Source organism: Aurantimonas sp. C2-5-R2 (assembly GCF_036549495.1).
GTDB lineage: Bacteria > Pseudomonadota > Alphaproteobacteria > Rhizobiales > Rhizobiaceae > Aurantimonas > Aurantimonas coralicida_A.
Map to the genome: position 1 here is coordinate 23,010 of NZ_JAZHLJ010000016.1, position 21,347 is coordinate 44,356.

Annotated in this window: 22 protein-coding genes; 15 read left to right on the forward strand and 7 right to left on the reverse strand. The window is 63.9% G+C overall.

Going from position 1 to position 21,347, the window contains the following annotated elements; all coding sequences use genetic code 11:
* Nucleotides 1-8: 8 nt before the first annotated feature.
* Nucleotides 9-983, reverse strand: coding sequence for a beta-hydroxyaspartate dehydratase BhcB (gene bhcB / locus VQ044_RS09800; RefSeq protein ID WP_327624180.1), 975 nt, complete (start codon nucleotides 981-983; stop codon nucleotides 9-11).
* Between the two features lie 15 nt (nucleotides 984-998).
* Nucleotides 999-2,189 (reverse strand): L-aspartate--glyoxylate aminotransferase BhcA, encoded by a 1,191-nt coding sequence (gene bhcA, locus VQ044_RS09805; RefSeq protein WP_327647049.1) that lies wholly within the window; start codon nucleotides 2,187-2,189, stop codon nucleotides 999-1,001.
* A gap of 218 nt (nucleotides 2,190-2,407) precedes the next feature.
* Here bhcA and bhcR point away from each other — a divergent pair, with 218 nt between their 5' ends.
* Nucleotides 2,408-3,250, forward strand: a complete 843-nt coding sequence (gene bhcR, locus VQ044_RS09810) for an HTH-type transcriptional regulator BhcR (protein WP_327647050.1) — start codon at nucleotides 2,408-2,410, stop codon at nucleotides 3,248-3,250.
* A gap of 191 nt (nucleotides 3,251-3,441) precedes the next feature.
* Here the strand turns inward: bhcR and VQ044_RS09815 are convergent, their stop codons facing one another.
* Nucleotides 3,442-4,914: an NCS1 family nucleobase:cation symporter-1 gene (locus tag VQ044_RS09815; protein WP_327647051.1), complete on the reverse strand. Its 1,473-nt coding sequence runs from the start codon at nucleotides 4,912-4,914 to the stop codon at nucleotides 3,442-3,444.
* Between the two features lie 179 nt (nucleotides 4,915-5,093).
* On the opposite strand from VQ044_RS09815, the gene VQ044_RS09820 reads away from it, so the two are divergent.
* The 11 genes from VQ044_RS09820 to VQ044_RS09875 all read left to right on the forward strand — a co-directional run bounded on the left by VQ044_RS09820 (nucleotide 5,094) and on the right by VQ044_RS09875 (nucleotide 14,777).
* Complete coding sequence (locus VQ044_RS09820) at nucleotides 5,094-5,942, forward strand: MurR/RpiR family transcriptional regulator (protein ID WP_327647052.1); 849 nt, start codon at nucleotides 5,094-5,096, stop codon at nucleotides 5,940-5,942.
* Between the two features lie 139 nt (nucleotides 5,943-6,081).
* Complete coding sequence (gene puuE / locus VQ044_RS09825; RefSeq protein WP_327647095.1) at nucleotides 6,082-7,479, forward strand: allantoinase PuuE; 1,398 nt, start codon at nucleotides 6,082-6,084, stop codon at nucleotides 7,477-7,479.
* A complete protein-coding gene (locus tag VQ044_RS09830; RefSeq protein ID WP_327647055.1) occupies nucleotides 7,476-8,342 on the forward strand; it encodes a bifunctional allantoicase/(S)-ureidoglycine aminohydrolase in 867 nt (288 codons plus the stop codon). The genes puuE and VQ044_RS09830 overlap by 4 nt, the downstream gene beginning before the upstream one ends.
* A complete protein-coding gene (locus VQ044_RS09835) occupies nucleotides 8,339-8,854 on the forward strand; it encodes an ureidoglycolate lyase (protein ID WP_327647057.1) in 516 nt (171 codons plus the stop codon). The genes VQ044_RS09830 and VQ044_RS09835 overlap by 4 nt, the downstream gene beginning before the upstream one ends.
* 332 nt (nucleotides 8,855-9,186) lie before the next feature.
* On the forward strand, nucleotides 9,187-10,845 hold the full coding sequence (gene ccoN, locus VQ044_RS09840; RefSeq protein WP_327647058.1) for a cytochrome-c oxidase, cbb3-type subunit I: 1,659 nt from the start codon (nucleotides 9,187-9,189) through the stop codon (nucleotides 10,843-10,845).
* Nucleotides 10,846-10,851: 6 nt separating this feature from the next.
* Nucleotides 10,852-11,586 carry a cytochrome-c oxidase, cbb3-type subunit II gene (gene ccoO / locus VQ044_RS09845; protein WP_327647060.1) on the forward strand — a complete coding sequence of 245 codons (735 nt, stop codon included), beginning with the start codon at nucleotides 10,852-10,854 and terminating at the stop codon, nucleotides 11,584-11,586.
* A gap of 5 nt (nucleotides 11,587-11,591) precedes the next feature.
* Nucleotides 11,592-11,762 carry a cbb3-type cytochrome c oxidase subunit 3 gene (locus tag VQ044_RS09850; RefSeq protein ID WP_327624192.1) on the forward strand — a complete coding sequence of 57 codons (171 nt, stop codon included), beginning with the start codon at nucleotides 11,592-11,594 and terminating at the stop codon, nucleotides 11,760-11,762.
* Entirely contained in the window at nucleotides 11,753-12,634 is an 882-nt protein-coding gene (gene ccoP / locus VQ044_RS09855; protein ID WP_327647061.1) for a cytochrome-c oxidase, cbb3-type subunit III, read from the forward strand. The genes VQ044_RS09850 and ccoP overlap by 10 nt, the downstream gene beginning before the upstream one ends.
* Before the next feature lie 245 nt (nucleotides 12,635-12,879).
* Nucleotides 12,880-13,659, forward strand: coding sequence for a DUF2189 domain-containing protein (locus VQ044_RS09865; RefSeq protein WP_327647062.1), 780 nt, complete (start codon nucleotides 12,880-12,882; stop codon nucleotides 13,657-13,659).
* Nucleotides 13,660-13,725: 66 nt separating this feature from the next.
* Nucleotides 13,726-14,412, forward strand: coding sequence for a 5-formyltetrahydrofolate cyclo-ligase (locus VQ044_RS09870; RefSeq protein ID WP_327647064.1), 687 nt, complete (start codon nucleotides 13,726-13,728; stop codon nucleotides 14,410-14,412).
* A complete protein-coding gene (locus VQ044_RS09875; protein ID WP_327624197.1) occupies nucleotides 14,409-14,777 on the forward strand; it encodes a DUF488 domain-containing protein in 369 nt (122 codons plus the stop codon). Before VQ044_RS09870 ends, VQ044_RS09875 begins: the two co-directional genes overlap by 4 nt.
* A 13-nt stretch (nucleotides 14,778-14,790) precedes the next feature.
* Here VQ044_RS09875 and VQ044_RS09880 read toward each other — a convergent pair whose 3' ends face one another.
* On the reverse strand, nucleotides 14,791-15,276 hold the full coding sequence (locus VQ044_RS09880) for an Rrf2 family transcriptional regulator (protein WP_327647066.1): 486 nt from the start codon (nucleotides 15,274-15,276) through the stop codon (nucleotides 14,791-14,793).
* Between the two features lie 221 nt (nucleotides 15,277-15,497).
* On the opposite strand from VQ044_RS09880, the gene VQ044_RS09885 reads away from it, so the two are divergent.
* Genes VQ044_RS09885 through VQ044_RS09895 form a run of 3 tightly spaced genes read left to right on the forward strand, consistent with a single transcriptional unit; the run spans nucleotide 15,498 to nucleotide 17,572 of the window.
* The gene (locus tag VQ044_RS09885) at nucleotides 15,498-15,665 is read left to right on the forward strand and encodes a hypothetical protein (RefSeq protein WP_327624199.1); all 168 of its coding nucleotides are present in this window, start codon (nucleotides 15,498-15,500) and stop codon (nucleotides 15,663-15,665) included.
* A 10-nt stretch (nucleotides 15,666-15,675) separates the two neighbouring features.
* Nucleotides 15,676-16,371, forward strand: coding sequence for an NnrU family protein (locus VQ044_RS09890; protein WP_327647068.1), 696 nt, complete (start codon nucleotides 15,676-15,678; stop codon nucleotides 16,369-16,371).
* Between the two features lie 13 nt (nucleotides 16,372-16,384).
* Nucleotides 16,385-17,572 (forward strand): NnrS family protein, encoded by a 1,188-nt coding sequence (locus VQ044_RS09895; protein ID WP_327647070.1) that lies wholly within the window; start codon nucleotides 16,385-16,387, stop codon nucleotides 17,570-17,572.
* An 85-nt stretch (nucleotides 17,573-17,657) separates the two neighbouring features.
* Here VQ044_RS09895 and VQ044_RS09900 read toward each other — a convergent pair whose 3' ends face one another.
* The 3 genes from VQ044_RS09900 to VQ044_RS09910 are packed head-to-tail and all read right to left on the reverse strand — an operon-like array spanning nucleotide 17,658 to nucleotide 21,337.
* Nucleotides 17,658-19,253, reverse strand: a complete 1,596-nt coding sequence (locus VQ044_RS09900) for a gamma-glutamyltransferase family protein (RefSeq protein WP_327647072.1) — start codon at nucleotides 19,251-19,253, stop codon at nucleotides 17,658-17,660.
* Nucleotides 19,254-19,288: 35 nt separating this feature from the next.
* Complete coding sequence (locus VQ044_RS09905; RefSeq protein WP_327647073.1) at nucleotides 19,289-20,797, reverse strand: tripartite tricarboxylate transporter permease; 1,509 nt, start codon at nucleotides 20,795-20,797, stop codon at nucleotides 19,289-19,291.
* A gap of 18 nt (nucleotides 20,798-20,815) precedes the next feature.
* A complete protein-coding gene (locus VQ044_RS09910; RefSeq protein WP_327647074.1) occupies nucleotides 20,816-21,337 on the reverse strand; it encodes a tripartite tricarboxylate transporter TctB family protein in 522 nt (173 codons plus the stop codon).
* Nucleotides 21,338-21,347 lie beyond the last annotated feature (10 nt).

A 21,347-nucleotide genomic window follows, 5' to 3' on the forward strand; every position in this document is an offset into this window, starting at 1 on the left:
TTTCTCCCTCAGCTCTGCATCCAGGGCAGCTTTTTCAAATCGACATTGCCGCCGGTCAGGATCACCCCGACCCGTTTACCGGCGAACAGCTCGCGGTTTTTCAGGATCGTCGCCAGCGGCACGGCCGAACTCGGCTCGATTACGATCTTCATGCGTTGCCACGTCAGGTACATGGCCTCGATGATCTCTTCCTCAGTCGCCAGTAGCACGTCGGCCACGTAACTCGATACGAAATGCCAGGTCCGCGGGCGCAGGCTCACTTTCAGCCCGTCGGCCACTGTCTGCGGCGCGTCGTCCTCGATGATCTCGCCGGCATGGAACGAGCGATAAGCGTCATCGGCGTTCTTCGGTTCGGCCGCGTAGACCTTGGTCGATGGAGACATGTGGGATAGGGTGAGACACGTCCCGGAGATCATGCCACCGCCGCCGATCGGCGCCACCACGGCGTCGAGCGATCCCACTTCCTCGTGAAGCTCCAGCGAACAGGTGCCCTGCCCGGCGATCACCCGATGGTCGTTATAGGGATGCACGAAGTCCGCGCCGGTGCTGGCCACGACCTCCTCCAGCATCGCCTCGCGCGCCGCCGTCGAAGGCTCGCACTCTCGCACCTCGCCGCCGTAACCGCGCACCGCGGCCTTCTTGGCCTCGGGCGCGGTTCGCGGCATGACGGCGATCGCCTTGATGCCGCGCCGGCCGGCCGCATAGGAGAGCGACAGGGCATGATTGCCTGACGAGTGCGTGGCGACGCCTTTTTGCGCCTGGTCTTCCGACAGGCCGAACACCGCGTTCGAGGCACCGCGCGCCTTGAAGGCCCCGGCCTTCTGAAAATTCTCGCATTTGAAGAACAGTTCGGCGCCGCTGAGCTCATTGAAATAGCTGGAGGTCAGCACCGGCGTGCGATGGATATAGGGCGCGATCCGCTCCCGCGCCGCCATGACGTCGTCGAATGTCGGTATGTCCGCTTCGCGCACTTTGGTGTCCATGTCCGTTGCCCGTCCTTACGCGGCCTTGGAGAGCGCGGCGCTCTTCGTCGACCGATAGTATTCCTGCGCCGCGGCAACGCCAGAGCCGAGCGTGATCGGATAATCGAGATCCTTCATCGCCATCTCCAACGTGGCAAGACCCGACAGCGCCATCACCTCGGTCAGCGAACCCAGATGTCCGATCCGGAACGCCTTGCCGGCCATTTGCCCGAGCCCGACACCGAACGAGACGTCATAGGCATCGTAGGCATGATTGGTCAGCGTGTCGCTGTTAAAGCCCGCGGGAACCAGCACCGCCGTGACCGTATCGGAATAAAGATGAGGTGCCTGCGCGCAGAGCCGCAGACCCCAGGCATTGACCGCACGGCGGACGCCCTCGGCAATGCGGGCATGACGGGCGAACACATTGTCCAGCCCCTCCTCCAGCAGCATGTCGAGGCTCTTGCGCAATCCCTGGATCAATTGCACCGGCGGCGTGTAGGGAAAGCCGCCCTTGGCGTTGGCGCCGGCCATGTCACGGAAGTCGAAGAAGCAGCGCGGGCACTTGGCGCTCGCGACGGCGTCCATCGCCTTTTTGCTGACGCCGACGATCGCCATGCCGGTTGGCAGCATGAAGCCCTTCTGCGAACCCGAGACGGCAAGATCGACGCCCCATTCGTCCATACGGAAATCCATCGAGGCGAGCGACGAAACGGCATCGACATAGAGCATGGCGAGATGCCCCGCACCGTCCATCGCGCGACGGACCGCGCCGACATCGCTGACCACGCCCGTCGTCGTCTCGTTATGGGTGACGAGCACGGCCTTGATCGCCTGGGCCTTGTCGGCGGCGAGACGCTGACCGATCAGGTCGGCGGGCGCGCCCTGCCCCCATTCGCATTCGATGATCTCGACGTCGAGGCCGTGGCGCTGGCACAGGTCGATCCAGCGATGCGAGAACATGCCGTGCCGGGCCGCGAGAACCTTGTCTCCGGGCGACAGCGTGTTGGTGACCGCCGCCTCCCATCCGCCCGTGCCGCTGGCCGGAAAGGTGATGATGGTGCCGCTGTTGGTTTTGAAAACCTTCTTCAGGTCGCTCAGAACCGGGGCGAGAATGCCGACGAAATCCGGCGATCGATGATCCTCGGTCTGACCCGACAGCGCGAACCGCAGGCGATCCGGGATATTGGTCGGACCAGGTATGAAAACGGGGTTTTGACCGGTCATGTCTCTCTCCCTGACAATAGGCATATCCCAAACTAACGAGGCTTGCAGAATTTGCAATTTTTCTGAAAATGATTTCCGATAGTGCATATTTGTGATATTTTCTGTATATATTTCCGATGCTTATGTTTTTTCATTCTAGAGATGGAATTTTTTGCCCAAAATATTTTTCATGCCAAGATGGGGCTGAATTCTGGCAGGTGGGCCGTGGAGGAGCGATCATGAACAAGACGGACGATCTCCCAAGACGGTCGCGCGGCCGTCCGCGAACCCAGCCGATCGGCGAGCAAGCCGCTCCGGTCCAGGCCCTGGACCGGGGGCTGACGTTGCTGCGGACATTGGCGAAGGATAGCGGCCTGACGCTGACCGATATCGCGCTGCGGCTCGGCATGCCGCCCTCCTCCGCGCATCGGATTCTGGCGACCTTGCAGAAACATGGCTTCGCCGAATTTAATGGCTCCGCCCAGGAGTGGTCGGTCGGCATCGAAGCCTTTCGGGTCGGCAATGCCTATCTGGTGGGCACCAATCTGCTCGAGGCGGCGCGAGAGTTCATGCGGCGCCTGATGGACGAGACCGGGGAAACCGCCAACCTCGCCATCGCCGACAACGGCGAGGTTGTGTTCCTCAGCCAGGTCGAGTCGCACAATCCGATCCGGGCCTTCTTCCGACCGGGCACCCGCGGTCATCTGCACGCGTCCGGCATCGGCAAGGCGCTGCTGGCCAATATGGGGCGCGACGAGATCGAGACGATCCTGCAAAAACGGGGCCTGCCCGAATTCACCCCGAAGACCCTGACATCACCCAAGGCGCTCTATGCCAATCTGGAAACGACGCGGATGCGCGGCTGGTCGTTCGATGACGAGGAGCGCTATCTCGGGATGCGCTGTATCGCCGCGCCGATCTTCAACGGCTTCGGCGAGGCCATCGCCGGCATCTCCGTGTCCGGACCAACAGTCAGGTTTCCCGATGGCAAGATCGCCGAAATCGGTCCCGTGGTTAAACGCGCGGCGGACGAGGTGACTGCCAAGATCGGCGGCAGGGCGCCGGCTTTAGAGAGCGATTGATGCGCGGCGGGGAAACACACGGGCCTTCGTTTCACTGCGGCATGAGGCCGTTCGAATTTGCTGGCCCACTCTTCCGGCTTTGACGGCAAGTTGGCGACCGCACGACCTGACTTGCGTCGGCGGAAAATCAGGCAGGCTTTGCGGCGCTCTCTTCCCCGGCCCTGAACACGTCCGGACCGGGGAGAAACGGATCAGCGAAAATCCGAGACGTCGCTGAGGCTGGTTTCGATCTCGTCGACCTTTCGCATCATCACGAGATGCAGGCCGCCACCGAGCAAAGCGCCGATGAGCCAGCCGAAGCCGGACAGCGCGGCGAGCGCCGGCGTCCAGACCGTCGCCACCGAAAACACCGCCGCGATGGCGAAGGCGATGATCGCTTTCCTGTTCCAACCGGAATCGTAATAGTAATTCCCACTCGGATCACTGGAGAACAGGTCCTGCAGATTGATGCGCTGCTTGCGGATCAAATAGTAGTCGGCGACCAGGATGCCGTAGAGCGGAGCAAGGAACGCGCCGAGCGTATCGACAAAGGCGGCGATCCCGATATTGCTGATCACGGACACCCACAACGCGCCGATGAAGAAGGCGATGACCGCCGTGATGATGCCGCCCGTCTTGGCGCTGATCTTCGACGGCGCGAGATTGGCGATATCATAGGCGGGCGGGATGAAGTTCGCCACCAGGTTGATACCGACGGTGGCGGCGAAGAAGGTGATCGCCGCGATGATCGTCAGCCAGATGTTGTCGACCCGCTCGACGATGTCGGCGGGGTTGGTCAGCCGCTCACCGAACAGCACAACAGTGCCGGCGGTGATGAACAAAGCGATGAGCGAGAAGAACGCCATCGACACCGGCAGGCCCCAGAAATTGCCGGCGCGCATCTGGCCCTCGGTCTTCACGAAGCGCGAAAAGTCGCCGAAATTGATCACCACGGCGGCGAAATAGGCGATCATGGTGCCGACGATCGCGATGAAGGCGCCGACCGTCGAGCGCTCGGTCTCACCCGGCGCCTGGAAGATGTTGCCGACCTCGGTGAGCAGCGCTCCGCCCGCCTGCCACCAGATCACCGCAAGCAGAACGATCATCACGATGTAGACGAAGGGGCCGGCCCAGTTGAGAAAACGGCCGACCCAGTCGATACCCATCATGAACAGCCCGACCTGGAACACGCAAACGATCAGATAGGAGATCCATCCCACCGTCGTCATGCCGAGAAGGGTCGCGCCGTCACCGCCGCCGAAAAGCGAGGTGAGGAGCAGCGCCACGGCGGTGGAGGCGAAGTATGTCTGCACCCCGTACCAGAAGATCGCGACGATGCCGCGAACCAGAGCCGGGAACTTGGCGCCCTGGACGCCCATGGCGACCCGCGCCATGACCGGATAGGGCACGCCGTACTTCACGCTCGCGCGGCCAGTCAGGTTGACCAGCGCCATCACGATAAAGCCCGCCACGACGATGGCGGCGAAAGTCAGCCAGCCATTCAGCCCGTAGGTGAAGAAAAGCGAGGCGGCCAGAGTGTAGCCGAACAGGCTCTGGATGTCGTTGTTCCAGACGTTGAAGATCTCGAAGGCACCCCATTTGCGCTCTTCCGGCGCAAGCGGTGCCAAATCCTCATTGTAGAGCGCGCCATCCTGTGACGCGATGCGAAACTGGTTGTCGGTCATCTCAAATCTCCTCCCGACCCGCCTGGCGACGCGCGTTTTGTCCGCGCTCTCCCTCTGCGTCCAAGCCCGCATTGCACGCGAGATTGCAAGATGATTTCCAGTATGTCAATATTTATGGAAATGAGTTTCCACAGACTTCCGTGCGTAGTCTGTGTCGCCGAAAGGGAGACGAGGAGCCGATGAAACCGTTCGTGGAATCGATCCATCGGTCATATGAAAGCCTGAGTTCCCGCGAGCGTCAGGTCGCCGATCTCGTCCTGGAGTCGCCCGGCGAGGTCAGCATGTATCCGGCATCCGAACTGGCGAAGCTGGCCGGCGTCTCGAACTCCACCGTCACGCGCTTCGTGCAGCGCATCGGGTTCGACAATTATGACGACATGCGCGTCGCCGCCCGCGAGGCGCGCAACTGGGGCTCGCCGCTCTTCTTGGCGTCGGGGCGCTCCCCCGAAAGCGGCGACGCGCCCGCAGATCCGATCGCACGGTTCGCCGAGCAGGAAATGGCGACGGTTCGTCTGGCGCTGGAAGGCTTGGACCAAGCGCGGCTCGACGAGATCTCCGCAGCGCTCTGGCAGGCACGCAATCTGGGCTTCATGGGGTTCCGGAACAGCCATTACTTTGCCGGCTATGCCCGCTGGCAGTTCATCCAGTTTCGCGAGCGCACCCGCTTGATACCCGGCGCCGGCGAGACGGTCGCCGAACGCATCGCCGATCTCGGGCCGGATGATGTCGTCATTGTCGTCGCCATCCGCCGCATCGTCGGCAAGCTCAAGCGCTATCTTGAGGCGCTGTCGGGCCGCGGCGTCAAGGTGCTGCTCATCACAGACCCATCGGCGCGGGTGACGCCGGCTTACGCGCGGTGGACGATCATCTGCCCGGTGGAAAGTTCCTACCCTCTCGATTGTTATTCGGGCGTCCTCGCCGTCATCCGCCTGCTGGCGCTGGAGACGTTCAAGAAGTCCGGAAAACCCGGCCGCGACTATCTGGAGAAGATCGAGGCGCAGCACGAGATTCTGGGAGAGTTCGAATGAGCCGATCGAAGCAAAGCGCGGTGCGGCATACGCGCAAGCCACTTCGTGGATTATGTGACGATTCGCCCTGCGGTTTCGACGTAATGATGGAAATCGCGACCGAGCCAAGGAGCCGCCTTTGACACGTTACCCACGCGATATGGCCGGCTACGGGCCGACGCCGCCCGATCCGAGGTGGCCGAATGGCGCCAAGATCGCCGTGCAGATCGTCCTCAATTACGAGGAGGGCGGCGAGAACAACGTCCTGCACGGCGACGCGGCGTCAGAAGCATTTTTGTCCGAGATCGTCGGTGCCGCGGCCTGGCCGGGCCAGCGCCACTGGAACATGGAATCGATCTACGAATATGGCGCGCGCGCCGGCTTCTGGCGGCTGCACCGACTGTTCACGGGCATGGATATTCCGCTGACCATCTACGGTGTCGCGACCGCCTTGGCGCGCTCGCCGACGCAAGTTGCCGCGATGCAAGAAGCCAACTGGGAGATCGCCAGCCACGGCCTTAAATGGATCGAGTACAAGGACTTCAGTCCCGAGGACGAGCGTACCCACATGGACGCGGCGATCCGCCTCCACACCGAGGTGACCGGAGAGCGGCCGCGCGGCTGGTACACCGGCCGCTGCTCGGAGAACACGGTGCGGCTGGCGGCGGAGGAAGGCGGCTTCGATTACGTCGCCGACAGCTACGCCGACGACCTGCCCTACTGGCTGCGCACCGGCGGCCGCGACCAGTTGATCGTCCCCTACACGCTCGACACCAACGACATGCGCTTCGCCTCGCCACAGGGCTTCAATTCCGGCGACCAGTTCTTCGCCTATCTGAAGGATAGCTTCGACGCGCTTTATGCCGAGGGCGAGGCCGGCAGCGCGAAGATGCTGTCGATCGGGCTGCATTGCCGCCTGGTCGGGCGGCCAGGCCGGGTCATGGCGCTGAAGCGCTTCCTCGAATACGTCAAGGACCACGCTGGTGTCTGGTTCGCCACGCGGCTGCAGATCGCCGAGCATTGGGCGGAGCACCACCCAGCCGTTTCCTTCGCGCAGCCGTCCGAGATGGAACGCCAGGCGTTCGTTGCGGCATTCGGCAGCGTGTTCGAGCATTCGCCCTGGATCGCCCAGGGCGCCCAAGCGCTGGAACTCGGCCCCGCGCACGACAGCGCCAGCGGGCTGCACAACGCGCTTGCCCGTGTGTTCCGTTCCGCCGATCCAGAGCAACGTCTCGCCGTGCTCAAGGCCCACCCGGATCTCGCTGGTAAGCTCGCCGAAGCGAAGCGGCTGACGGCCGATTCCGCCGCCGAGCAGGCCTCCGCCGGCCTCGATGCCCTGACCGATGCCGAGCGCGCCAATTTCACGCGGATGAATCAGCGCTACGTCGAAAAATTCGGCTTCCCGTTCATCATCGCCGTGCGCGACCACGACAAGGCGGGCATCCTCGCCGCCTTCGAGCGGCGCGTCGAACACGACCGCGACGCGGAACTCGCCGAGGCGTGCCGACAGGTCGAGCGCATCGCGCGCCTTCGCCTTTCCACCATGCTACCCGAATGAAGGAGAGGCCATTGGCCGAACGCAGCTACTACGCGCCGAAGGGCGGCTTGCCGAAGCAGACCGAGCTGATGACCGACCGCGCGGTGTTTACCGAGGCCTATGCGGTCATCCCTCGCGGCACCATGCGCGACATCGTCACCAGTGCGTTACCCTTCTGGGACGGCACCCGCGCCTGGATTCTCGCTCGCCCGCTGTCTGGCTTTGCCGAGACTTTCTCCCAATACATCATGGAAGTCGCGCCGGGAGGCGGCAGCGACCGGCCGGAACCCGACGCCGGGGCCGAGGCCGTGATCTTCGTCGTCGAGGGGCAACTGACCCTGACGCTCAGTGGCGAAAAGCATGTGCTGGAGGTGGGCGGATACGCCTATCTTCCGCCGGCAAGCGACTGGACCGCACAGAACCGCGGCGACTCCGCCGTCCGCTTCCATTGGATCCGCAAGGCCTACGAGCCGGTCGAGGGAATCGCCGCACCCGATCCGATCTTCGCGAACGAAAACGACATCACCCCGACGCCGATGCCGGACACCGACGGCGCCTGGGCGACGACCCGCTTCGTCGACCCTGCCGACCTGCGCCACGACATGCATGTGACCATCGTCACCTTCCAGCCCGGCGGGCTGATCCCGTTTGCCGAGACGCATGTCATGGAGCATGGGCTCTATGTGCTGGAAGGCAAGGCCGTCTATCGGCTGAACCGGGACTGGGTCGAGGTCCAGGCGGGCGACTTCATGTGGCTGCGCGCCTTCTGTCCGCAGGCTTGCTACGCGGGCGGGCCCGGCCCGTTCCGTTACCTCCTCTACAAGGACGTCAACCGCCACGCGCGGCTCGGCCTGCCGGGTGGCTTCGGCGGACAGCGCCGATGAGCCGGCGGATCGCGATCGAGCCGTTGACGGCGGGGGCCTTCACGCCCTTCGGCGACGTGCTGGATACGGCGGGTGAGCCGGACAGGCTGATCAACCAGGGGCTTTGCGGCCGCTGGCACGACCGCGCCCGGCTGGACTTTTCAGACGGTCGCGCCGGCATCAGCCTGTTCAAGGCCGAGCCTCGCGCCCTGCCCTATTCACTGGAAATGGTCGAGCGGCATCCGGACGGCTCGCAGGCGTTCCTGCCGATGTCCGAGCACCCGTTCCTGGTCATCGTCGCCGAGGACGACGGCGGCCGGCCAGGCCAGCCGCGCGCGTTCCTTACCCGGCCCGGCCAGGGCGTCAATTTTCACCGCGGCACCTGGCACGGCGTGCTGACCCCGCTCCATGAGCCCGGCCTCTTCGCCGTCGTCGATCGGATCGGGGACAGTCCCAATCTGGAGGAACATTGGTTCGACGCGGCCTATACGATTGGAGCCGGCGCCGGAGACGAAAGCCGCGCAATCGTGTGATCTCCGCAATGGCCGCGTGATTATGGTTCGGGACCGACGATCGCCCGGACCTGACACCCGATGCCGCTTCGGGTTCGATGCAGAAAGCCGAGAAACGGCCCCTTGGTTCTGGAAATATGCTGTGTAATGTCACGCTGGGGGTCACGAAAAAATTCAAAGACCCCCGAGACCGATTGGGGATTTTGGCATCCAGCTTCGTCTTTCACGAGGATGAACATATCAGAATCCGGATTTTTTCGGATTGTCGTCGGCAAAGTTTAAAGATATACGATCGATGCATCTTTCTTGAGCAATGACCGACGGTGGTCCCGCACCGACAAAGCGATGGCGATATGATCTCGCAACTGACCCGGAACGAGCGACAGCTTTCGATCGTCATTCTGGCGGTCCTGGCGGCTGTTGGGCTGACCATGGCGGCGGCGGGTCGCGCCGATCCGCTCGGCATTCACGGCGCCTTGGTGCTGGTCGCCGCCGCGGCGATGATCCTTCTGCTCCTCGCCCACCACGACAGCCCGGAGCCGGACGCGGAGCGTCTGTCCCACTATTACGATGATCCCAGCAAGGTCGGCATCATCCTGACCATGGCCTGGGCCGTCTTCGGCATGTTCATCGGCGTGTGGGTCGCGGCCCTGCTGGCCTGGCCGGACCTGACCTTCGACGCCGCTTGGGCGAGTTTCGGGCGGCTGCGTCCCGCCCATACGACGGCGGTCATCTTCGGCTTCGGCGGCAATGGCCTCATCGCCACGTCCTTCCACGTCCTGCAGCGCACGTCGCGCGCGCGGTTGGCCGGCCAGATCAGCCCGTGGTTCGTCCTGCTCGGCTACAATCTGTTCTGCGTCCTGGCGGTCACCGGCTATTTCATGGGCGTGACGCAGTCGAAGGAATACGCCGAGCCCGAATGGTATGCCGATATCTGGCTGGTCATCGTGTGGGTGACTTATCTTGTGCTGTACATCCGCACCCTGGCGCGCCGCAAAGAGCCGCACATCTACGTAGCCAACTGGTACTTCCTGGCGTTCATCGTCGTCGTCGCGATACTGCACATCGTCAACAACCTGGCGATCCCGCTGTCGCTGGCCCATGCCAAGAGCTATTCGGCCTTTTCCGGCGTCCAGGACGCGATGACGCAATGGTGGTACGGCCACAACGCCGTCGCCTTCTTCCTGACCGCCGGCTTCCTTGGCATGATGTATTACTATCTGCCGAAGCGAGCCGGCCGGCCGATCTTTTCCTACCGGCTCTCGATCATCAGCTTCTGGGGCATCACCTTCATGTATATGTGGGCGGGCTCGCACCATTTGCATTACACGGCCCTGCCCCATTGGGTTCAGACGCTGGGGATGACCTTCTCGATCATGCTGCTGGTGCCGTCCTGGGCCTCGGCCGGGAACGCGCTGCTGACCTTGAACGGGGCGTGGCACAAGGTGCGTGACGACGCCACCTTGCGCTTCATGATGGTCGCGGCCGTGTTCTATGGCCTGTCGACGTTCGAGGGCTCGTTCATGGCAATCCGCCCGGTCAATTCGCTGTCCCACTACACGGACTGGACCATCGGCCACGTCCATGCCGGAGCGCTCGGCTGGGTTGCGATGATCACCTTCGGCTCGATCTACAGCGTCGTTCCGTGGCTGTGGAAGCGCGAACGCATGTATTCGGCGGCGCTGGTGGAATGGCACTTCTGGCTCGCCCTAACCGGCACCATCGTCTACGTCTTCGCGATGTGGAACTCGGGCATCATCCAGGGCCTGATGTGGCGCACCTATACCGAGGAAGGCACGCTCGCCTATTCGTTCCTCGACTCCCTTCTTGCCATGTACCCCTATTACATAGCGCGGACCTTCGGCGGCCTGCTGTTCCTGATCGGCGCGATCGTCGGCTCCTACAATATCTGGATGACGATCCGCCACGCGCCGCTGGCAGTCGCGGACGAAGCCAAGGATACGCCTGCCACCCGCACCGCCGCCCCCGGCGCCTTCCAACCGGCGGAGTGATCGGACATGGCTGAGTTCTTCCACCGCAAGCTCGAGCGGACCGCCATCGGTTTCGTCGTCGCCATCATCGTCGTCGCCAGCATCGGCGGCTTCATCGAGATCGCCCCGCTCTTCACCATCGACGAGACCGTGGAGGAGGCGCCAGACATGCGGCTCTACACGCCGTTGGAGCTGGCCGGCCGTAACATCTACATCCGCGAGGGCTGCTATGCGTGCCACTCGCAGATGATCCGCACACTGCGCGACGACGTAGAGCGCTACGGCCCTTATTCCCTGGCCGTCGAATCCCAATACGACCACCCGATGCTTTGGGGCTCGAAGCGGACCGGTCCGGATCTGGCGCGGATCGGCGGCAAATATTCGGACTTCTGGCATGTCGCGCATCTGACCAACCCACGCGATGTCGTGCCGCAGTCCAACATGCCGGCTTATCGATGGCTGATGCGCACGGGGCTGGAACTGGATGACCTACCCCTGCACCTGAAGGCGCAGCAGCGGGTCGGCGTCCCCTACACCGACGAGATGGTGAAGAACGCCGCGGTGGACGCGGTCGGTCAGGCGACGCCGGACGGGCGCTACGCCGCCGGCGTAACCGAGCGGTACGGCGCGGCGACGACGATCAGCACCTTCGACGGAGTCACGACGGAAGTCACCGAGATGGACGCGCTCGTCGCCTATCTTCAGATTCTCGGCCGGCTCACCAATGCCGCCCACGAGCAAACAGCGGCCGCGAGCGAGTAGGGAGCATGGATTTCGATCACGACACCGTCGTCGCCTTCTCCAAGAGCTGGGGCCTGTTCTACCTGATCGCACTGTCGATCGGCGTCCTGGTCTACGTCTTCTGGCCGTCCAACAAGAAGCGGTTCGACAAGGCCAAGAAGGACATCCTCGATAAGGACGATACGCCATGGACGTAGGCGAATACGATCCGGTAACCGGGCGCGAGACTACTGGGCACGAGTGGAACGGCATCAAGGAACTCAACACGCCAGTGCCGCGGGTGGTCCTGTTCTTTCTTGCCGCCACCGCCACTTTCGCGGTGCTGTGGTGGTTCTTGATGCCGGCATGGCCATTGGGCTCGACCTACACCAAGGGTCTTCTCGGGATCGACCAGCGTGAGATCGTCACCGATCAGTTGCAAGAGGCCAAGGTCGAGCGGGCGGCGTGGGTGACCCGGATCGAATCGTCGAGCTACGACGAGATCCAGGCCGATCCGACGCTGATGCGGATCGTTCAGGAAACCGGCCCCCGGCTATACGGCGACAATTGCGCCGCCTGCCACGGCGTCGACGCCAAGGGCGCCGCCAACTATCCCGACCTGACCGACGATGACTGGCTTTGGGGCGGCGAGCCGGAGACGATCGCCGAAACCATGCGCGTTGGCATCAACTCGCCGCATGACGAAGGCAGGCTCGCCCAGATGCCAGCGTTCGGACGCGATCAGATGCTGGATCGCCCGCAGATCAACGATGTGGCGGCCTATGTTCTGTCGCTGAGCGATCCCGCTGCCTCGACCTCCAGGGACGCCGAAAAGATCGCCGCCGGAAAAGACGTCTTTCTGGCCAACTGCGCCGCCTGCCATGGCGACGACGCCACCGGATCGCGAGATCTCGGAGCGCCCAATCTGTCCGACCAGACCTGGCTTTATGGCGGCAATCTCCAAACCATCATCACCACGATCCACGGTGGGCGGCAGGGCCACATGCCGACCTGGGAGAATCGTTTGAGCCCCGCTGACATCAATATCCTCGCGCTGTATGTCCACTCCCTCGGCGGCGAGGCACCTTGAGGCGAAAGGAAAGCCGATGATGACGCGCGCTCGCAAAGCGAAATGGCTGATCGGGCTGGTCGTTTCTGCGGGCGTCTTGCTTCTGGTGGGGGTCAACGTGCATCTTGTCTACGTGGCATTCGCGTCCCAACCCGAATGCGTTTCTCATCTGAAGGAGAACGGTTCGGATTCGAGACGCTATCGAGCGGCGAAGTCCGCTTGCTGAAGGAGATCCGCGAAACCAACAAGTCGAACGGGAGGCAAAGATGAACGCGGCGAAAGTGACAAGCAGCGTAACGCAGGGCGCGAGGTGGCGGCGTGATCTGCCGGCATCCGCCGCTCTCGACTGGCTACGACGCGGCTGGAGCGATTTGACGGTGCGTCCCGGTCTCAGCCTGTTCTACGGCGTCGGAGTCCTGGCGGTTTCCCTTCTGGTGGTCTGGGGAATCTTCACTCTGGATTGGGGCTTTGTGCTCTTCCCCGCCTTGGCCGGCTTCATGATCGTCGGTCCGCTGCTGGCGATTGGTCTCTACGAGAAGAGCCGGTCGCTGGAGCGGAACGAGCCGGTGACGATGAAGCGGATGTTCCTCGTTGAGGCGAAATCCGGCGGCCAGATTTTGTTCATCGGCGTTCTTTTATGTCTGTTGATGCTGGTATGGATGCGCACTGCGGTGATCGTCTACGCGCTGTTCTTCGGTTATCGGCCCTTCCCCGGCTTCGACAACGTTATCCCCATGCTGGTCACCACCTGGAGCGGTTGGGGAATGCTGATCGTCGGCACGATCGCCGGTGGGCTGTTCGCCGCCTTCTCCTTCGCGATCAGCGCATTCTCGATCCCCATGCTGCTCGACGAGCGTAGCGACGCCTTCACCGCGATGGGAACCAGCATGGCCCTGGTCTGGAACAATCTGCCGGTGATGCTCGCCTGGGGCGCGATCGTCGTCGCCCTGTTCCTGGTATCCGCCTTGACCGGCTTGCTTGGGCTGATCGTCGTGTTTCCGCTTCTCGGCCATGCCACCTGGCATGCCTACAAGGCGGTTCGATGAGGAGCTGACGCGCTTTCGCATCCGGCACTGCTGCCGACAGAAGCTGATCCACGAGGGAGGACTGAGATGACCGAGGAGAACGATCAGCCGGGGGAATTCGCCTCACCGCCCTGTTTTGCCCATGAGCTGCGGGAAACCCCGGAGGGCTTTGTCGCGGGCGACGCGGCGGCCGCGGCCGACCTCGCGCGCTGGCGCAAGGCCGAGCGCGAGCGGCTGATCGCGATGCGCCTGGCGACGGCCGTCGACGAGCGCAGCCGCGTCGCCGACGAGGTCGCCGCCGAGCTCGACGGGCTGGTCGATGTGCGGCCCGGGTTGGTCGTCAGCCTTTATTGGCCGATCCGCGGCGAACTCAACCTGTTGCCCTGGATGCGTTCCATGCATGAACGCGGCGCCCATATCGGCTTGCCGGTGGTGGTGGCCAAAGGCCAGCCGCTGATCTTCCGGCGATGGACGCCGGAAGGGCGAATGGAGCGTGGCGTCTGGAACATCCCGATCCCCGCCGATGGTGAGGAACTGACGCCCGACGTAGTGCTATCGCCGGTGGTCGGCTTCGACGCCCAGTGCTACCGGCTCGGCTACGGCGGCGGTTTTTACGACCGCACGCTGGCGGCGCAGCCGCGAAAACCGCTGGTGATCGGCGTCGGCCTACCGACGATGCAAATCGCGACGATCTACCCGCAGCCCTACGACATCCCCATGGATGTGATCGTCACCGGAAAAGGCCAGATCGCCCGGCCCGAGACGCGTGGATGACCAGCCTCTGGGTGCGGCGGGCCTATGACACGCCGAGCCGGTCGGACGGCCAGCGCGTCCTGGTCGATCGCCTGTGGCCGCGCGGGGTCTCCAAGGATGCCTTGAAGCTCGATGACTGGGCAAAAGACATCGCGCCAAGCGAGGCCTTGCGCGATTGGTTCGGCCACGACGCCGCCAGATGGGACGAATTCAGACGGCGCTACGCCAAGGAACTCGACGCCAACCCCGAGGTGGTACAGGCGTTGCGTGACCGTCTCGCAAAGGGCCGCGTGACGCTCGTCTACGCTGCGAAGGACACTGCCCACAACAACGCCGCCGCACTGAAGGCGTATCTGGAAAAGCGCCAAGCCAGCGCTACTAAATGAGCGATGCCGCCCGCTACCCCGGGGCAGCGGTTGCGGGCGCGGCCTTGCCCGGACCGCCCGGGTCGACCGGAAGCCCGAGGATGTCCTGGAGCGGCGTGCGAGCGACGACGAGATCGGCGAGGGTGAAGCGGTCGAGAACCGCGAGATAGGCGTCGAGCGCCTCAGCCAAAGCGCCCCGCAACCGGCACGGGCCGGTGATGACGCAGCGATTGCGGGTCGGATCGAAGCACTCGACGAGACGGAAATCATCCTCCGTTGCCCGGACCACATCGCCGATGACGATGCTGGCGGGGTCGGTCCTGAGCCGCAGGCCACCACCCCGCCCCCTGACGGTTTCGACGAAACCGCCCCGTCCAAGTTCCTGGGCAATCTTCATCAGATGGTTGCGCGAGATCCCATAGGCCTCGGCGACCTCCTGGATGGTCGCCAGCGCATCCGGCTTCACCGCCAGATACATCAGGAGCCGCAAGGCGTAGTCCGTATAAAGGGTCAGGCGCACGGGAATCCTCCAAAAGATGCATGTACGGTATTGCTTTAATCGCGGCGGCGCAATATCCTTTGAAAAGATGGATTGGCAGCGCATCTTTTGGCATCGAGCACGGCGTCACCAGCCGGACCAGCGCGCCACGCCCACTCGAAAAAGGCGACGCCCGCGCGGCAGGAGCGACTTGTCATCGGCCCCGTGGATGGCACCCGCGTCGCGGAAATGAGGACGAAGCGATGAGATTTCTGCACATCCTGCTGGACGTATTTCTATTTCCCGGCAATCTCATGCTCCGCAAATGCGGCATCAGCATCGAGGAGGACGGAGGGCTGTTCCGGTCCTTCGTCAATATGTGTGTCTGGGGCGCCGCCAGCCTGGCCGTGGCGATGTATATCTTCCTGTAGAAGCGCCGCCGTGGTTCAGTTCGCCCTCGCCTATGTCCTGTTCATGACCGCCCATCTCGTGCCGGCGGCGCCGCATCTGCGCGGCTTCGCCATCCGCACGCTCGGTCGCCGGACCTATCTCGTCCTCTACTCCCTCGCTTCCCTTCTCCTGCTGATCTGGCTGATTGCCGCCGCACGCTCGGCGCCGACGCTGTTTCTGTGGCCGCTAACGCCTGAATTGGTGCTGATTCCGCTGATCGCCATGCCGTTCGCCTTCATCCTTGTCGTCGCCGGGCTGCTCCAGCCCAATCCGCTGTCGGTGTCATGGCGAGGCGGCGTGTTCGACCCGGCCCGGCCGGGCATCGTCGCCGTGACCCGTCATCCGGTGCTGTGGGGTTTCCTGCTCTGGGCGCTGTCGCATGTCGCGGTGAACGGCGACATGGTCTCGGTCGCGTTGTTCGGCGGGCTGGCGCTCTACGCCGTGGTCGGGTTCGGCCTCGCCGACAAGCGGGCGAAATCCCGGCTCGGACCCGATCGATGGAACACCTTGGCTGCGCGCACATCGATCATCCCGTTCGCCGCCGTTCTGAACGGCCGGGTCGGTCTATCTCCCGACATGTCGACGCTCGCCGGAATTCTCGGCGGACTGGCGCTCTATGTCGCGTTTCTCGCCGGCGGCCATTTCTGGCTCTTCGGCGTCGACCCGCTCGTCTTCCTGAACCCCTAATCGAGGTCGCCCGATGTCGATGCCGCCGCTTCTCAGTTACGGTTTCCGCCCGTTCTTTCTGCTGGCGGCCCTATGGGGCGGGGCGGCGGTGCCGTTGTGGCTCCTCGCCTATCGCGGCTCGATTCACATTTCAAATGCCTATGGCGACCTTGCCTGGCACGCGCACGAGCTGATCTTCGGCTATGCCGCGGCCGTGATCTGCGGCTTCCTCTTCACCGCCATCCCCAACTGGACCGGGCGCTTTCCGGTCAAGGGTGGGCCGCTCCTGTTTCTGGTCGTGATCTGGGTGTTCGGCCGCCTCGCCATGCTCGGCGCCGATTGGATCGGCCTCGCGGCCGCCGCCGTGATCGATGTCCTATTTCTGGTCGCCGTGATCGGCTTCGCCGCCCGCGAGATCATCGCCGGCAGCAATTGGCGGAACCTCCGCGTGCTGGTGCTTGTCGGGGCGCTGCTCGCCGGGAACGTTCTCTTCCATGTCGCGATTCTGCGTGGAGATCCGACCGATCTCGCGCTGCGTCTTTCGATCGCCGCACTGATCGCGCTGATCACGCTGGTCGGCGGCAGAGTGACCCCGAGCTTCACCCGTAACTGGCTGGTCAAGCGTGCCAAGCCCCTGCCCTCATCCTTCGGCCGACCCGACGCGCTCGCCATCGGCGCGACCGTGGTGGCGCTGCTCGCCTGGGTCGTCGCTCCCGAGGCGATCGTCACCGCCGGGCTGGCGCTGCTGGCCGCTGCGCTGCTGATTGTCCGACTCCTCCGCTGGCGCGGCTGGCCGACCTGGCGCGAGCCGATCCTCGCCATTATGCACATCGCCTACGCTTTTGTTCCGGCGGGATTCCTCTTGCTCGGCGCCAGCGTCGCCTGGCCGGACGTGGTGCCGGCAAGCGCCGTCATCCACAGCTGGACGATCGGCGCGATCGGCACGATGACGCTCGCGGTGATGACCCGCGCGAGCCTTGGCCACACCGGCCGGTCGCTCAATGCGTCTCCCGCGACCATCATCCTCTACGCCGCCATGCTGATCGCCGCGCTGGCGCGCATCGCTGCGGCACTCACACCGGAATTCGCACTGCCGCTTCTCAGCCTTGCGGGCGCCGGCTGGAGCATCGCCTTGCTCGGCTTCGCGGTCGTCTACGGGCCGATGTTGGCGGCGGCACGGCCGCGCCGGGCAAAAGCCGAAACGTCACCGGCCGTTCGATAATCCAGCGTGGCATCGGCGGGACCTTGCCGCGACGCGATGCGCCAAGGACAGATTTCCGGCGAAACCACGTGTTAAGGCTCGATCTCTAGAAGCCGACCGCTTGGCCATCCTTGCGGGGATCGGAGCCCGCAACATAACCACCCGCGACGCGATGGACGAGTTGCGCGCCGCCAAAGCCGAAGGCGACGGCATCGCCGGTTTCGCGGACCACGCGATGCCCCTTCGCCTCGAGGGCTGAAAGCACGTCGTCGCCGGCCGCTGCCTCGATCGCCACTTCGAGACCCTCCATTGCCCGCCAGCGCGGCGCGTCGACCGCCGTCTGCGGATCCTGCCCCCAGAGCTGGGTGCGCAACACCATCTGCACATGCCCTTGCGCCTGGATCGGCCCCCCCATCACGCCGAAGCTCATCAACGGCTGACCGTCCTTCATCACGAAGCCCGGAATGATCGTATGGAACGGCCGCTTGCCGCCGGCGGCCTCGTTCGGATGTCCCTTCGCCAAGGAGAACCCATGTCCGCGATTTTGCAGGCTGATCCCGGTTCCCGGCACGACCACGCCAGAGCCGAAGCCGGAATAATTCGACTGGATGAACGAGACCATCATGCCGTTCTCGTCGCACGCCGACAGACAGATGGTGCCGCCGTGCTTCGGCGCGCCGGCCTTGAAATCCTGTGCCCGATCCGGGTCGACCAGCTTTGCCCGATCCGCCAGATAGCTCTGGTCCAAAAGATGGGTTTCCTCGATCTCGCGCATGTGCTCGCGATCGGCGACGAACGTCCACATGTCGCGGAAGGCGAGCTTCATCGCCTCGATCTGAAGGTGTAGCGCCTCGACGCTGTCGGGTTCGAAACGCTCGATGCCAAGGTGCTGGAGAATGCCGAGCGCCATCAAGGCGGCGATGCCCTGACCATTCGGCGGAATTTCGTGCAGATCGACCTCGCCGAAGCGCTGATGGATCGTTCCGCACCAATCGCTTGCGTGGGCGGCAAGGTCGTCCTCGGTCATGGCGCCGCCATGCTCCTTGGCAAACGCCGCGATGCGGGCCGCGAGTTCGCCGCGATAGAACGCCTCGCCCTTGGTCTCGGCGATCAGCCGCAGGGAACGCGCGAGATCGTCGCTGCGAAACAGCGTGCCGGCGGCAGGCGTGTGTCCACCTGGCATGAAATGTTCGGCGAAGCCCGGCTGCTTGTGGAGAATTTCACCGCCCATCGCCCAGAGCTCGGCGATGATCGGCGAAACCAGAAAGCCGTTCTCGGCATAACCGATCGCCGGCTCGATCAGTGCCTCGAACGGCAGTTTGCCGAACCGCGCCGACAGGTCGTGCCAGGCGGCGACGGCACCGGGAACGGTGACGCTCTCCCAGCCGCGCAACGGCATCGCATCGCTTCCGGCGAAGCGATCGGGCGTCCATGCCGCCGGGCTGCGGCCGGACGCATTGAGGCCATGCAGTTCCTTGCCGTCCCACAGGATCGCGAAGGCGTCGCTGCCAAGTCCGTTGCCGGTCGGCTCGACCACGACGAGCACGGCCGCCGCCGCGATTGCCGCGTCAACGGCGTTGCCGCCCTTGGCGAGCATCGAGAGACCCGCTTGCGAGGCCAGAGGCTGCGAGGTCGAGACGACATTGCGGGCGAAGACGGGCGAGCGGCGGGACGCATAAAGTGGGTCATGGCGATATTGCATGGGTCAGGTTTCCTCGCGGGTAATATTGCCGGACGTCAGGATGAACTCGGCGCCAGCATGCTCTTGCGACCCTTCATGTAAGCGCGAGCGCTCCAGACGATCGAAAGAACCGCAGCGACCAACAGAAAGGCCGAGATCGGGCGGGTGAAGAAGGTCGTCCAATCGGCATCGCTCATCAGGGCGCGGCGCAAATTGGTTTCCGCTATCGGGCCGAGGATCACGCCAAGCACCAGCGGGGCCAAGGGGTAGTCCAGCTTCTTCAGGACATAGCCCAGCAATCCGACGAAGCCGAGCAGATAGACGTCGGTGATGCGATTGTTGAGCGCGAATGCGCCGACCACGCAGCAGACCGTGACGACGGGCACGATCACAAACTTCGGAATTTCCGTGACGCGAAGGAAGAACCGCATCGTGGTGATGCAGATGATCAGCATCATCAGGCTCGCCACCACCATGGCGATGAACATGCCGTAGACGAGGTCGCCATGTTCCATGATCAGACGCGGGCCGACGCTGACCCCATGCACCATCAGCGAGGCCATCAGGATCGCGTCAACCGCCGATCCGGGAATGCCGAGCGCGATCATCGGAATGAGGCCGCCGCCGGCGGTGGCGGAGTTGCCGGCTTCCGAAGCGACGACCCCGTCGGCTATACCGGTGCCAAATTTCTCCGGGGTTTTGGAGGCCCGCTTGGCCTGATCGTAGGTCAAAAGATTGGCGATCGAACCGCCGGCTCCCGGCACGGCGCCGACGAAAACGCCGAGCAGCGAGGACCTCAGGAGGTTCCCCGGGCGGCTGAGCACCTCCTTCATGACGGTCCATGTGTGGAAATCGATCCGGCCCGAGATCAACGCGGCATTCGTCTTGACCGCCGTGGGATTCTCGAGTTCGCTCATCAACTGGCTGATCGCGAAGATGCCGATGAGAACCACGAGAAACGGTAGCCCGGGCGCCAGCATCTCGATATCGAAGGTGAAGCGCGGCCGCCCCATCATCGGGTCGGGCCCGATCACAGCGATCGCGAGGCCGATGACGCCGGCGATCAATCCGCGCAGCAACGACGCACCGACCAGACTGGCGACGATCGTCAGGGCAAAGACGATCAGCGAAAAATATTCCCAAGGCCCCAACCGAACGGCAACGATCGCCAGCGGCGGCGCGGCGACGATCAGCACGAGGGTGGAGATGATCGTCCCGAAGAACGAGGCCCACACGCCGAGTGAGAGGGCGCGGCCCGGCTCTCCATTGCGCGCCATTGGAAAGGCGTCGAAGGTCGTGGCGACCGACGAGGGCGTGCCGGGAATGCCGAGCAGCGCCGCCGAGATGAGCCCCCCGGTGTAACCGCCGACATAAACCGACAGCATCACCGAGATGCCCTGCAGCGGTGGCATGGTGAAGGTCAGCGGCAGCGTCAGCACGATTGCCATGGTGACGGTGAAGCCGGGTATCGCTGCCGCGATGATGCCCGCCAGTGAGCCAAGCGCCATGTAGAGAAGCGTGTCGGGCGCCAACACCTGGACGAGCCCGAGCAGAAAATCGTCCATCTACGATGTCCCTCCCGCTCAGCCCAACAGGCCGCGAGGCAGAAAAACGGTGAAGCCTTCGGCAAACAGCCAGTTGAGGCCAAAGGAAAAGACGATGGCAACCAAAAGCGCGGTCACGATCGTCCGTCGGTCGCGCGGCGCCGCGATCAATTGCGCGACAAGCAGGAAAAGGAAGGTCGCGATCGAGAAGCCGAGCGTCCTCAGTCCGGCGAGGTAGAGGCCGAAAGCGAGAAAAACCAGGATGACCAGACGGTGCGAAAAAGCGAAGGCGCGGAGGCGGGCAGCCCAGCCTGCCGGCAGACCCCAACGCGACAAACGTCTGGCCGACAGAAAGATCGCGACCAGACACAAGGCGGCGAGCAGCCCCATCACCAGCTTCGGGAACGCGCCGGCCCCGAGCGGCTCCCATCGCGATACCGGCAGGCCGATAGCGGCGACATACAGGCCGGCGGACACGATCAGAAAGACGACGTAGGAAGCGAGTTTGGCGACTTCGCCAGCGACCTCCTCGTCGGAAACCTGCGGGGATGCCGCAAGCATGGCACCCCCG

Bases quoted from the DNA above. Each gene is read 5' to 3' on its own strand.
- VQ044_RS09815 (WP_327647051.1), bottom strand. From the start codon at position 4,914: ATGACCGACAACCAGTTTCGCATCGCGTCACAGGATGGCGCGCTCTAC.
- VQ044_RS09875 (WP_327624197.1), top strand. From the start codon at position 14,409: ATGACCAGCCTCTGGGTGCGGCGGGCCTATGACACGCCGAGCCGGTCG.
- VQ044_RS09900 (WP_327647072.1), bottom strand. From the start codon at position 19,253: ATGCAATATCGCCATGACCCACTTTATGCGTCCCGCCGCTCGCCCGTC.
- VQ044_RS09905 (WP_327647073.1), bottom strand. From the start codon at position 20,797: ATGGACGATTTTCTGCTCGGGCTCGTCCAGGTGTTGGCGCCCGACACG.
- VQ044_RS09885 (WP_327624199.1), top strand. From the start codon at position 15,498: ATGAGATTTCTGCACATCCTGCTGGACGTATTTCTATTTCCCGGCAAT.
- bhcR (WP_327647050.1), top strand. From the start codon at position 2,408: ATGAACAAGACGGACGATCTCCCAAGACGGTCGCGCGGCCGTCCGCGA.
- VQ044_RS09830 (WP_327647055.1), top strand. From the start codon at position 7,476: ATGAAGGAGAGGCCATTGGCCGAACGCAGCTACTACGCGCCGAAGGGC.
- VQ044_RS09865 (WP_327647062.1), top strand. From the start codon at position 12,880: ATGAACGCGGCGAAAGTGACAAGCAGCGTAACGCAGGGCGCGAGGTGG.
- puuE (WP_327647095.1), top strand. From the start codon at position 6,082: ATGGCCGGCTACGGGCCGACGCCGCCCGATCCGAGGTGGCCGAATGGC.
- ccoP (WP_327647061.1), top strand. From the start codon at position 11,753: ATGGACGTAGGCGAATACGATCCGGTAACCGGGCGCGAGACTACTGGG.
- VQ044_RS09910 (WP_327647074.1), bottom strand. From the start codon at position 21,337: ATGCTTGCGGCATCCCCGCAGGTTTCCGACGAGGAGGTCGCTGGCGAA.
- bhcA (WP_327647049.1), bottom strand. From the start codon at position 2,189: ATGACCGGTCAAAACCCCGTTTTCATACCTGGTCCGACCAATATCCCG.
- ccoN (WP_327647058.1), top strand. From the start codon at position 9,187: ATGATCTCGCAACTGACCCGGAACGAGCGACAGCTTTCGATCGTCATT.
- VQ044_RS09870 (WP_327647064.1), top strand. From the start codon at position 13,726: ATGACCGAGGAGAACGATCAGCCGGGGGAATTCGCCTCACCGCCCTGT.
- bhcB (WP_327624180.1), bottom strand. From the start codon at position 983: ATGGACACCAAAGTGCGCGAAGCGGACATACCGACATTCGACGACGTC.
- ccoO (WP_327647060.1), top strand. From the start codon at position 10,852: ATGGCTGAGTTCTTCCACCGCAAGCTCGAGCGGACCGCCATCGGTTTC.
- VQ044_RS09850 (WP_327624192.1), top strand. From the start codon at position 11,592: ATGGATTTCGATCACGACACCGTCGTCGCCTTCTCCAAGAGCTGGGGC.
- VQ044_RS09835 (WP_327647057.1), top strand. From the start codon at position 8,339: ATGAGCCGGCGGATCGCGATCGAGCCGTTGACGGCGGGGGCCTTCACG.
- VQ044_RS09820 (WP_327647052.1), top strand. From the start codon at position 5,094: ATGAAACCGTTCGTGGAATCGATCCATCGGTCATATGAAAGCCTGAGT.
- VQ044_RS09895 (WP_327647070.1), top strand. From the start codon at position 16,385: ATGTCGATGCCGCCGCTTCTCAGTTACGGTTTCCGCCCGTTCTTTCTG.